The 11,726-nt window shown below is 44.6% G+C and carries 14 protein-coding genes; 7 read left to right on the top strand and 7 right to left on the bottom strand.

Annotation, left to right across the window (positions count from 1 at the left end; all coding sequences use genetic code 11):
- Window positions 1-8 precede the first annotated feature (8 nt).
- The 4 genes from OB236_RS21805 (at window position 9) to tatA (ending at window position 2,310) form a co-directional block, all read left to right on the top strand.
- Window positions 9-542 (top strand): DUF4178 domain-containing protein, encoded by a 534-nt coding sequence (locus OB236_RS21805; protein ID WP_076229200.1) that lies wholly within the window; start codon window positions 9-11, stop codon window positions 540-542.
- Window positions 543-588: 46 nt separating this feature from the next.
- Window positions 589-1,464, top strand: coding sequence for a DUF4247 domain-containing protein (locus OB236_RS21800; protein ID WP_262685867.1), 876 nt, complete (start codon window positions 589-591; stop codon window positions 1,462-1,464).
- 124 nt (window positions 1,465-1,588) lie between these two features.
- A complete protein-coding gene (locus OB236_RS21795) occupies window positions 1,589-1,783 on the top strand; it encodes a hypothetical protein (protein WP_076229199.1) in 195 nt (64 codons plus the stop codon).
- A 302-nt stretch (window positions 1,784-2,085) separates the two neighbouring features.
- On the top strand, window positions 2,086-2,310 hold the full coding sequence (gene tatA / locus OB236_RS21790; RefSeq protein ID WP_076229198.1) for a twin-arginine translocase TatA/TatE family subunit: 225 nt from the start codon (window positions 2,086-2,088) through the stop codon (window positions 2,308-2,310).
- A gap of 72 nt (window positions 2,311-2,382) precedes the next feature.
- On the opposite strand, the gene OB236_RS21785 is transcribed toward tatA, so the two are convergent.
- Window positions 2,383-3,540: an MFS transporter gene (locus OB236_RS21785; RefSeq protein ID WP_262685866.1), complete on the bottom strand. Its 1,158-nt coding sequence runs from the start codon at window positions 3,538-3,540 to the stop codon at window positions 2,383-2,385.
- A gap of 131 nt (window positions 3,541-3,671) precedes the next feature.
- Between OB236_RS21785 and OB236_RS21780 the strand changes: the two genes are divergently transcribed.
- On the top strand, window positions 3,672-4,865 hold the full coding sequence (locus OB236_RS21780; RefSeq protein WP_262685865.1) for a putative glycoside hydrolase: 1,194 nt from the start codon (window positions 3,672-3,674) through the stop codon (window positions 4,863-4,865).
- A gap of 308 nt (window positions 4,866-5,173) precedes the next feature.
- On the opposite strand, the gene OB236_RS21775 is transcribed toward OB236_RS21780, so the two are convergent.
- Both OB236_RS21775 and OB236_RS21770 read right to left on the bottom strand, forming a co-directional pair.
- Entirely contained in the window at window positions 5,174-5,848 is a 675-nt protein-coding gene (locus OB236_RS21775; RefSeq protein ID WP_262685864.1) for a uracil-DNA glycosylase, read from the bottom strand.
- A 25-nt stretch (window positions 5,849-5,873) separates the two neighbouring features.
- A complete protein-coding gene (locus tag OB236_RS21770) occupies window positions 5,874-6,419 on the bottom strand; it encodes an NADPH-dependent FMN reductase (RefSeq protein WP_076229193.1) in 546 nt (181 codons plus the stop codon).
- A 156-nt stretch (window positions 6,420-6,575) separates the two neighbouring features.
- Between OB236_RS21770 and OB236_RS21765 the strand changes: the two genes are divergently transcribed.
- On the top strand, window positions 6,576-7,019 hold the full coding sequence (locus OB236_RS21765; RefSeq protein WP_262685863.1) for a peroxiredoxin: 444 nt from the start codon (window positions 6,576-6,578) through the stop codon (window positions 7,017-7,019).
- 79 nt (window positions 7,020-7,098) lie between these two features.
- Here the strand turns inward: OB236_RS21765 and pfkA are convergent, their stop codons facing one another.
- From pfkA to OB236_RS21745, 4 genes are all read right to left on the bottom strand, one after another.
- On the bottom strand, window positions 7,099-8,067 hold the full coding sequence (gene pfkA / locus OB236_RS21760) for a 6-phosphofructokinase (protein ID WP_076229191.1): 969 nt from the start codon (window positions 8,065-8,067) through the stop codon (window positions 7,099-7,101).
- Window positions 8,068-8,096: 29 nt separating this feature from the next.
- Window positions 8,097-9,122: a tetraprenyl-beta-curcumene synthase family protein gene (locus OB236_RS21755; protein ID WP_262685935.1), complete on the bottom strand. Its 1,026-nt coding sequence runs from the start codon at window positions 9,120-9,122 to the stop codon at window positions 8,097-8,099.
- 43 nt (window positions 9,123-9,165) lie between these two features.
- A complete protein-coding gene (locus tag OB236_RS21750) occupies window positions 9,166-9,768 on the bottom strand; it encodes a hypothetical protein (RefSeq protein WP_262685862.1) in 603 nt (200 codons plus the stop codon).
- Between the two features lie 123 nt (window positions 9,769-9,891).
- Complete coding sequence (locus OB236_RS21745; protein ID WP_240419058.1) at window positions 9,892-10,209, bottom strand: hypothetical protein; 318 nt, start codon at window positions 10,207-10,209, stop codon at window positions 9,892-9,894.
- Window positions 10,210-10,379: 170 nt separating this feature from the next.
- On the opposite strand from OB236_RS21745, the gene OB236_RS21740 reads away from it, so the two are divergent.
- A complete protein-coding gene (locus tag OB236_RS21740; protein WP_262685861.1) occupies window positions 10,380-11,723 on the top strand; it encodes a multi antimicrobial extrusion protein MatE in 1,344 nt (447 codons plus the stop codon).
- Window positions 11,724-11,726 lie beyond the last annotated feature (3 nt).

The raw sequence follows: 11,726 nt of genomic DNA, 5'->3' as shown, positions 1-11,726 counted from the left end.
AATTGCCCATGTCGATTTGGAAAAGAGTCGGCTCTATTCTGAAGAGCCAAAAGGAACAACCTCCTGTGCAGGCATCCAATCCGATGGAGGACACTGTGGTTGGTGACATTGTGAATGTTGACCTTGAGGAGTATATTGTATCAGGAAAGCAAATTTATTTTGACCGCGGCTTCCCTCCCCATCGGATAGCTTATTATTTGCAAAATGGTAACACCATTTCCTGCCTGCTGGTCGAGAAAGGCCGCACGTATGAATGCTTTATTTGCGAATTCGTTGAAGGAGCTCTGGACAGTCCGAATGATGTTCCAACCTCCTTGGAAGTTAATGGGGGTATTACTTACACTCTGGAAAGCCAGCGCAGTGATATGGTTCGAATTGAGGGGAACACTGATTTCCGCGGCAGTGAAGATGTTATGCTCTGGCGATACTTTGGTCCGGATGGACAATATTTCTTCCTGCAATGGCAGGATGGTAAATTTGTTGCGATGGAAGGCACCAAGACACCTGCAGGCCAAATTAAATTTATGAAAGGCGGCCGTTAGTATACAGTTCACAATACGGTTAAATGCCGTATGGAGGTGATTCAATTTGAATAAAAAAATGGTTTCGTGGATAGCCGTCACTATCGTTTTTGTACTTATATTTTCTATGATTGCAGGTTGTAGCGATGCGGGTAATTATGTAAAAGATAATTATTCGCTTGTTGATGTTCAAGGACAAGGAAAAACTACAGCCAAGGTTTATTCCGTAGAAGGCAAGGACGTTCCTACGGTATCTAACGAGATAGCAGCCAATGAAAAACCAAAGGAAATGAGCAAGGAATCATTAGATCAAATGTTCCTTGTTTATAATAGTAGAATTATCAATGTACAAAAGGATCCTGACAAAGAAAATAACACTTTAGTTGAAATCGACAGCATTGAATACGCCAAAGAAAACTATGATTCATCCTTTCTTCAGGGGTACGTAGCGGCTTCGGTGCTGCAATCATTACTTGGAAGCAGTTGGTTTAACGGAAATCGCTCAGGTTCTGATTACAAGGGTTACCGAACGACCCAGCGTTATGATGATTATGGCAAATATCAACAACCAGCAGCCAAGCCGCAGGCACCAGCCAAATCGACACCTGCACCGACGACGACAGATCGCAAAGGAAGCTTTGGAACTACGCCTGCGACGCCGGCTCCATCTTCCAACAATAGCTCGAACAGCAGCTCGAAGCCAACAACGCCTGAACCGGGTAAATCGGCTACACCATCTGTATCGGATAGCAAGGGCAGCTTTACAAGCCCATCATCATCGAAGCCATCTGGTTCGACATCAACAAAACCGTCTACATCATCGAATAGCAGCAGCTCATCCAGCAATATCAGGAAAAATGACGGCTCTACTTCGTCCAACAAATCTTCAAGCAGCTCAAAACCCAGTACGAGCACACGCTCGGGGTCTTTTAAAAAGAAGTAATTTTAACCATTTCTATTTAGTCTCCTTGTGCTATAATAAAAGAGTAATCTCATTCATATCTTCAGCTTTACCTTTGTTCATCGTAAGTCAAACCTGATCTTCTCAAATAAGACGAGGAAGGGTGTTGCTTGTGGAAACAGTGAAGTTATCGACGATCGTGATGAGATTGACTCCCGAGTTGTATCCTTTCCTGACAAGGTCCGAGCTCGAATTTGAGATTGTACTTAGGAACGGGATTGAAGCGTTGGAAGCGGGAGATGCTATGGAAATCATTCAACACAGTATTTCGGAACAACAAAAAGACGCCTTTCTCCATTAAGGGGCGTCTTTATTTTAGATCATAATTAAAGTGCGCGTTCAAAAAGTCAACATTTCAGCACCAAGGAGGTTGCAAGAAGGTGAAGAAGGAGGAGCGGAGTTTAGGCAATATCTAAATGAGCACCGCACTTCGAGCCTGAATGCAAGATTCGATGCCGAGTAATCATCCTGCGTGACTTCGTGATCAAATGGGGACTTTTTGAACTACCTTTGAAATTGTTATGGTTTCGTAATAAATGACTGCTATGATATAATAAAAACATGTTATGATAGGTTTGTTAAACAAAATCGGAGGTGTATTACGTGGGAGCTTTATCTCCATGGCATATCATATTAATCGCACTTGTTGCACTGCTGCTGTTCGGACCCAATAAATTGCCTGAATTAGGTCGCGGCTTCGGAAAAATGTTTCGCGAATTCAAAGAGGCAACTTCCGGTAACGGGTCTTCCTCAGATGAAACGACACCAACCCCGAAAAAAGAGCTGCATGAGGTTACTCAGGATTCCAGCAATCAGCATACCAAATAATGACAAATTGAATTAGAAAAAGCTTCGTTGAACGTTCAACGAAGACTTATACGACCAGCTGATTTCAAGGAATCAGTTGGTTTTTTTTGCTCTCAGCGTAAGAATGTGAGTACCAAGGAAAAGTACTGCAGCTAATGCTGTCATACAAGCACCCAGTAAATACATCCACTGTCCACCCCACAGATCCTTGATATAACCACCTACGAAACCTCCCGTAATACCTGCCAATCCTAAAAAAACTGCTGAAAAAAGGGCTAATCCCGTGGAACGCATCTCTTCCGGTACCAATCGAACTGCATACTGCAGCGCCACGATCCAAAAAATCGCGAAAGTAAAGGAATGCATCATCTGCATAAACATCAGAGCTGTTGGATCTGTAATCCAGCCGTACAGCAGCCAGCGTATGGTATACAGAATGGATACCACGCCGAGCAGCGCCATTTCGTGATAGCGATTCATATATCTGCTCAGCAGGGCAAATGCGGGTATCTCGCCAACAGCAGCTATAGCCCATCCCCACCCCGCCATCGAGTCGCTCCCCCCAAGATCCTTCAAATAAAGCACAAATAGTCCGTCATTCATCCGGTGAGGAACCATCAATATGAAAATCAGCAGTAAAAACCAGAGAAAGGGACGATTATTCACGATGCTGCCGACTTCTTTTAACGAAATTTTTTTGCCGCTTGTTTTGTCGTCTTTCAAAAACAACAGCAAAATCAAAGGTAATATCCAGGCAGTCCAATAAAGCCAGGCGATATGCTGCACCCCACCCAGTGCTTCAAGAATAAAGCCGGATATAACTGCCGCTACCGTAAAGCCAATAGAGCCCCACAGTCTTACAGATCCGTACGACTTCCCACTTTGGGCAGCCCCCTTGATTGTAATACTGTCGAGCAGCGGCACTGCTGACAGCATAAAGAAATAAAGCATCAACATAAAAACAAACGCCCAAACATAAGCGTCCGTCTGAAAAATCCCTACACTAGAAGCAACGGTCAAGGCCCATAACCCGAAAATAATAAATTTGAGTGTGTTATAGCGGTCACTTAAATAACCCCACAACGGCTGCGCGAATATGGCCACGAAAGGACCTACCATCATCAGCAAACCGATTTGTGATGAAGAATAACCTTTTAAGCCAAAATAAAGAGGGAGAAAAGGCATCAGGACAGCTGAAGTTGCATAGTAGGTTAAGTTAAGGCCGCGCAGTGTCCAAATTTGTTTATTCATAACACCTATCCTTTGGGTAATATGTCACTATATCCGAAAATTCAACACAATCCGTTATTTTTCCCTATGATGCACCAAGCTTCTCTATTATAATAGAAAATATCATTCTGGCAAGGAGAGATTAGGCAACCATGGAATTATTACTAGCTTCATTATTAATGATGATGAGTCAAACTGGTGCAGATCATCCGGATGTAAGCTTTGATCAGCTCGTTCAGGCATCACTAGACTCGAAAAATGCGGTTGTGCAGCAAGTTTCACCACAGGCATCAGCAAATGCAAACACGACAGCTGACCGTTTGCGCCCTGTGAACAAGATAGACCCGCAAAAGGAAGCCCCGAAGGTAAAAGGCGTATATGTTACAGCTCATAGTGCTGCCGGTGCGCGGATGAGCACACTTCTGAAGCTGATGGATGACACTGAACTGAACTCGATGGTCATAGATATTAAAGACGATTGGGGATATATTACCTATCCGACAGGAAATCCCGAACTTGAAGCTTTGGAATCCACTCAAAAAATTATTGCGGATATGCCGAAGCTCATGAGCACACTGCAAGAGCATCAAATCTATCCAATTGCTAGAATCGTAGTATTCAAGGACACAGTACTCGCCAAAAAACGACCTGAGCTTTCATTTGTAAACCCTGACGGTACCCTATGGAGCAATGGTAAGGAAAGCTTTGTTAACCCGTATAGCAAAGAAGTCTGGGATTATAATATTAACATTGCCAAAGAAGCGGCTAAAGCAGGTTTTAAAGAAATTCAATTTGATTACGTACGTTTCCCCGAGGGCTTCGAAAAACGTGCCGACATCTTAAAGTATGATAAGGATGAGCGTTCAAGAATCGATGCTGTATCCGAATTCGTTAAATATGCCAGAGAACAGCTATCTCCTCTTGGCGTGAGAGTATCCGTTGATATTTTTGGCTACGCGGCAGCCGTTCCAGCCGCTGAAGGTATCGGTCAGGATTTTGAGAAAATCTCGGAAAATGTAGACGTGATAAGTCCGATGATTTATCCAAGTCATTACAGTACCGGATGGTACGGCTCCAATGTGCCGGATGCTGCACCTTACCAAACGATTAATGGAGCCATGAAGGATACAACCAAGAAATTGGAGCCGATCCAGTCATTGAATTTAAAGCCTATTGTCAGACCATGGATTCAGGACTTCACAGCGTCTTGGGTGAAAGGTTATGTAAAATACGGCAAGCATGAGCTGGATGAGCAAATTAGAGCGTTAAAGGATAACGGCGTGGAAGAATATTTATTATGGAATGCAGTCAATACGTATACGGGAGATGTCAACTACGGGGGATGACCCTCCCAAACCCTCCCTGCTAGGGAGGGCCCCAAAGGACGCTGCCCTCTGGACTCCCATGGGTGGGACGCGGAGTTTTGTGTTCTCGGGGCGCTTATCGTCCCTGCGGGACACGCTTGACTTTGGGTGCTATGGCTGGAGCGCGGACTTTGGTTTTCTCGGGTCGCTTTGGCCCCTCCGGGACAAGCTTGACTTTGGGTGCGAGGACTTGAGTTCGGGTTGAAAGGTAAACAAGAGAAGGCCTTGCTGACGCAAGGCCTCTTTTCGTTTGCTAAACGTGGGTTATGGTGGATTATATTTAAATAAAATTATAAGTTCGGAAGCTGCCAATCGATCTCTGTCTGACCTATACTTCGCAGAAAGTCATTGGTTTGCGAATAAGGTTTACTTCCATAAAAGCCTCTATGCACGGACAATGGACTTGGATGTACAGAACGTAGTATGCAATGACGCTCATTCGTTATCAGCTGAGTCTTTTGCTGGGCGTTACTGCCCCACAGGATAAATACCAGCGGCTGCTCACGCTCGTTAAGCTTGCGTATAATTTGATCCGTGAAGCGTTCCCAGCCTTTGCCTTTATGCGAATTGGCCTCTCCCTCCCGTACAGTCAACACCGTGTTAAGCAGCAATACCCCCTGCTCGGCCCAAGGCACCAAATAACCATTGTTCGGTATTGTGCAGCCAATATCGTCACGAAGCTCTTTAAGCATATTTTGCAGCGACGGCGGCTGTCTCACCCCCGGTTTCACCGAGAAGCTTAGCCCGTGAGCCTGTCCAGGTCCATGGTAAGGGTCTTGGCCGAGAATAACTACCTTGGCTTTCGCATAAGGCGTATAGTGCAGCGCATTAAAAATATCATGCATATTCGGATAAATCGTTCGTGTGCTGTACTCCTGCTTCAAAAATTGGCGCAGCTCCAGATAATATGGTTGTTCAAATTCAATTGCAAGCTGCTCGGCCCAGTCATTGCTTAATATGGTCATTAGCTGATTTCACCCCAAGCTTGAGTTATTGCTTGATCGAACTGAAAGTCTCGACCATTTTCACAAAATATTGCAGCGTATGTAATACACGTTCACGCGTTTTCTGATTGGCCGGTTCACCTTCAGGCGTAAAGATCCGGTTCTCTCCACCAATCGAAATCCATTCCGGGCAGTTGATACCATGTACATTACGAACGATCGTTTGCAGCTGCTGCAAGGAGCTTACTCCTACCGGACCACCAGTCGAGCTCGCCGATAGCACCACTTTCCCGTCAAATTGGGCAAACCCTGTATAATCCAACGCATTTTTTAACACACCGGATGGTGCACCATGGTATTCAGGTGTTGCCAAAATAATGCCATCCGCTTCATTCAGACCATTTTTGAATATGGCAAGATTCGCGTCGTCGCATTCGACATCCGGTGAATAGAGCGGTAACGGCAAGCTGTACAAATCCAGAAAAATAACCTGACATCCTTTATTCACCAACACTTGTTCCAAATGTCGGCATAGCTGTGCAGTTGTTGCCTGTTTACGATTACTTCCGCAAATGATAGCAATTTTTGTCATGTTATGATATCTCCCTTAATCATCTAGTTTTCATACATTTTAGTACACTCAAATAACGAGGTCAATCTTTGGATGCTTATTCGGGCTCAAAACTTGCATGTCATTTCTGTTTGTCGTTACAATAGCAGAAGATCTACTTAAAGGAGATGAAGCTCCATGCTGGCAATTGGACAACAAGCACCGTCTTTTAACGCTGAGAGTACACAAGGTCCGTTGCACCTGAGCGATTATTTTGGCAAACAGCCTGTCGTGCTGATTTTTTACCCTAAGGATGAGACACCGATTTGCACCAAACAATTGTGTGCTGTTCGCGATTCCAAAACCAAGTATGCCGAGTACAATGCATTGGTAGTGGGAGTAAACCCTGGTTCACTAGCTGAGCACAAACAATTTTCTCAAAAGTTTCGATATGATTTTCCGTTAATTAGCGATCAGGGAGACCAAGTGCGTCATTTGTATGATGTCGGTAAAATGTTTCTTCTTGGCCAGCAGCGCTGTGTTTTTGTAATCGATAAGGATGGAATCATTGTGTATGCCAAAAAAGGAAATCGGCCGACAGCGGAAATTTTGAATGCGCTGAAGCTGCAGCAAACCAAATAGATAACAAATTGACATATCGTTCATCAAACAAACAGGCAGTCCTCTTCTTTTGAAGGGAACTGCCTGTTTGACGTATAGATTATTGGGACAAGCGCTTAGCCAACTCGTACAGCTCCATGTTGAACTGTTTTTTGGTATTAACGACTTTTTCGATATCAGTAATCGTAAGCTCACCCTTGATAATTCCGCAGCCTTTGCCGGACTCACCCTCGATTAACATTCTTACTGCAAAATCTCCAAGGCTACTAGCCAGGATACGGTCATTATGCGTAGGCGCTCCCCCACGTTGGATATGGCCAAGTACGGTTACACGCGGTTCAATCGAATCCTTGCGTCTGGAAATCTCATTAGCAATATCTTCGCCTTTACATACGCCTTCGGCAACAATAATGATACTGTGACGTTTGCCTAATTTGAAGTTCGTTTCCATCCGATCCGAGATTTCATCCAAATCAAATGGAACTTCCGGCACCAGAATCGTTTCTGCACCGCTTGCCAGACCGGCATACAAGGCAATATCTCCACAATAACGTCCCATAACCTCGACTATCGAAGAACGTTCATGAGAGCTCATCGTATCACGCAGCTTGTTAATCGCATCTACGACAATACTAACCGCTGTATCGAATCCGATTGTATAATCGGTAAAAGGAATATCGTTATCAATCGTTCCTGGAAGACCCATTGTTTTAATTCCAAGCTTGCTCAGCTTATTCGCACCTTGATAAGAGCCATCGCCGCCAATGACGACAAGACCGTCAATTCCTCTTTTCATTAGGTTGTCGGCACCCATCTGCTGACCTTCAGGTGTTATAAACTCTTTACATCGAGCCGTTTGCAGTATTGTTCCGCCGCGTTGAATAATATCTCCCACGCTTCTAAGATCCATTTGACGAATATCATCATTGATCAAGCCGGCATAACCCCGTTGGACTGCATATACCTCCAATCCATGATATAGACCGCTGCGCACGACCGCACGGACCGCTGCATTCATACCTTGTGAATCTCCACCGCTTGTAAGCACTGCTATTTTTTTGACTGTCATGTATGGTTTCCTCCCTAGGAAATGAACAATTAGTATCTTTTACGAACCAGTATGCTGTTTGCAAAGAAGAAGAGCCTCGTCCAAGGACTTCCCTTCATTAATTTTCGCGATATTGCCTTCACCTGTCTCTGTTTACTAACCTTCGGATCTGACAAATAGAGCGCGAGCAGTCCCTCAATAATCATCTGATGAAAAGCCGGGTTGACCAGCCGTTTGGTTCTCATTCTGGCTTCAATAACAAACGAAGCTATACGTTCTACGGTTTGCTCCATATCCGCATAATAGCTGCAAAAGTTCAGATCGCCTCCAAGCTGATCCTCCTGCTGGTCAATCAAATAATCAAGTAAAATGTGTAAGCCGCAAATATAAGGAAAATAGACTTCCTGGATAATGTCAACGAACCGGAGCGTTAAGGATGATTCTGAAGCTGCCACAAACATCATAAACACACCTAAAGTGGACCCTGTTGCCGCAGCAAACTCATTCCAGCTAATGTCCTTATGGCTGCTCTCATACTGCCCCCACCATTCCGCCAGCGCCTGCTCCCTGAGGTCCTGCCGAATATGCTTGTACACCTGTAAATCACAATACAATCCAACCCATTTCAGCACCGAATCCGTGACCAGCGCATAGGAGGGCAGCATGCGAATACTTGCCTGGCATGTTTTGACAAGCTCATTTAAATAACCGCCATCTTCTTGTTCCGTTCGATATGCATAATAGTCATGGAGTGGCTGAGCCGGATTAATAGCATCAAGCATCGATTGATGGAGCCTGCGAAAATCCTGAGGGTCCAGCGAGGTGCTTCGATCACACAAATTATCCAGATAGTCACTGATCGTCTGAAACGCAATAATCAACGGAATTAATACATGACGCATAGGCAAATTAGCAGTCGCATATACCGCTCCGCCTTGACAATGAAATTGTTTACTTGTCAAGCTGTCAAGTGCTTGCTTCTTTAACTCTTGGTCTGGCATAGCTTCCGCCTTATTACGCCAATACCGAAGCTGCTCCTGAACCTCCGGAAGCACATAGCGATACATACGCAGCATCAACTGCATGGGATGGCGTGGGGTAAGCCGTGTGCGGCCAGCTTCAAAAATCAAAAGCTGTTCCTCCACTCTTATCATAGCAATATTGCAGCAGGAGCTTGATTTCAATCCATTGAATATGCTGTAAAAGCTGTTCAGCATTGTCATCCCTTGCAACCGTTACCTGCTGCTGAACCAGATCGACGAAACCGTAAGGGTCCCATGACGAGCTCGAAACGAGTTTGTCCAGTCGGCCCTTCAGGTTATCGCTGCTAATGGATTCATACTCTGCATGGGATTGTCGGTAAATCTCTTTCACTTGTTGAAGTAATAGAGTAAATACAGGGTGATCCCCTACCTGACGAAACCAATATTTCGAGTTGCTGTAGTCGCCCTCCATCCGATGCATGATCCCATGCCAATAGCTCCCTGTGGTATTGTGAATATCCTGCGAGAGCGTGTGTGACTTGTCCAAGCTTTCATTCAACAAGTGCAAACCCGACTGAACGGCATGTACGTAAGTTAATTGATCCGTGTTCGTGCCTTCCTTCAACAGCTTCGCAATTTTGATATCCAGCAGATCATCCCACTCCTCCGTAGGATAGAGCGAAGGCCGATGCTCTTTCAACACAAGCCACAATCTACTTACTCCTTCTGTCCACGACAAAACATTTCCACCTTCCTTAACTTGATTCCAGTCGAAACCCATACCCTACATTATAATATAAAGAATCGGCAATGCCCACCATAAATAAACCGAATCGACAAAATGAATCCCAATTAACCTGCCTTAGTGATGCGCAGCTGAGGGTGCAACGTCCTGATTGACTCTAAACCAAAGGTTTAATTCATTAATCGTACCCGCTAATTCGGCTATTTCGGAGTTAAGCTGACATGACAGCTTAAAGTTATCCTCTACATTCAGATGATTTTGCTTCTTAATGATGATTTGCTCCAGCTTTTTTATATGATCAGGTATCGTACCGCGAATTTCTTCCCAGCGCAGTAAAATAATCGAACGTTCTTCTTCCGAATAGTCTTCCCAATCGTTATCAAAGTGTGGCAGCGGGATGCCGAGACGTTCATCGGTTACGAAGCTCCAAGCCATACGGCACAACACCTTTCCATGCAATAGAGATGTTTTGTATGTACACTAATGTACCATGAACCCCTTTCCTTCTGCCAGAGGTAATAGACAAATTTTCGCATTGAGTTATCGTAAAGTGTGCTATACTGGGAGGAATGATTTGAGAATGGGTTCAAATAGGAGATCCTTATATGAGTAACGATCCAGAAACTAAAGTGTCCTTTCGACAGCTATTATCTTTTTTTATCCCGCTTGGTATTTCCGCAAGTTTGATAACAATCTCTCATTTGATCATTAACAGTACGCTAGCAAGGTCCGCACATCCTGAAATTATTATTGCCAGCTATGCGCTACCCTTCAGTATTTTGGCTATTACCGAGCGACCTGCAATTTTGCTAAGACAAACCTGCTCTGCTCTCGTCAGGGATCGGGTCTCGTTCAGGGCCGTATCCATCGTGAGCCTATATATCTTCTCCAGTATCCTGCTCATGGGCGCTCTCATCTCCTATACGCCTATTGGCAAATGGGTTTTTTTCTATTTGTTCGGTGTTGATGACGACATGCTTGGACCGATGATTGATGTGTACCGGGTATTGATGTTTGTGAGCATTTTTTCCGGCCTGCGCTGTTTATTTCAAGGTGTCATTATATTTAACATGCGTACGAAATGGCTGACCATAGGCATGATCGTGCGTCTGCTCGTGATGTATCTGGTTTCTTTATATTTCATTAAGACCAATGGCGTAACCAGCGGGCAGGTAGGTGCGATTATTTTCTTATCGGGTATGATGGTTGAAGCGCTGATGAGCTTCCTCGAAGGACGCGTGCTTCTGAAAAAAATTCCCGAGAAAACTCCTGAGCATACGATTGAGCGTCCAGGTCAAATTTTTCAATTTTATAAGCCCTTGCTCTACTCTTCCATTATTGCGGTCATTATTGGCCCGGCGATCAATTCCTTTATGGGTAAAACGTCCGACTTTCAACTATCTGTCGCATCGTTTACGATCGCTGCAGGTTTGACTCAGCTTGTACAGAGCTTTTTCTCGTATATTCACCAGATTGTGTTGAACTTCTATAACAAGGATGCCAAGGCTGTCCTTCGATTTACGATTGTGTTGTCCTGCATACCCGTTCTGCTGCTGACGATCTTGTGCTACACCCCTCTTGGCATGTGGTTTATGGAGCACGTCATGGGTGTAAACGAACGATTGATGCATGCAAGCTTAAATACATTGAAGATGTTTATGATTATGGTGTTGGTCTTTCCTTGGCTCGATTATGGTAATGGACTGATCATGCTGCGTGGTGAAACGAAGGTCATGGTATGGTCGCAATCGGCAAATGTGCTCATTACGCTAATCACGTTGACCTTGTGCATTGCTGTAAGTCCAGGAATGAACGGAATGATCGGGGCCTTTGCCCAGTCGCTAGGCATGGTAGCCGAGGCTGTCGTCGTAGGGCTTGTACTGAGAAATATACGCAAATCGGGAGACCGCTCTCCCTTCCATATGAAACTTAATTCGAGAAACGAGTGATAG

This window comes from Paenibacillus baimaensis (assembly GCF_025567575.1).
Note: the sequence above shows the minus strand (reverse complement) of the source record. Positions and strands in the feature narration are given on the sequence as shown.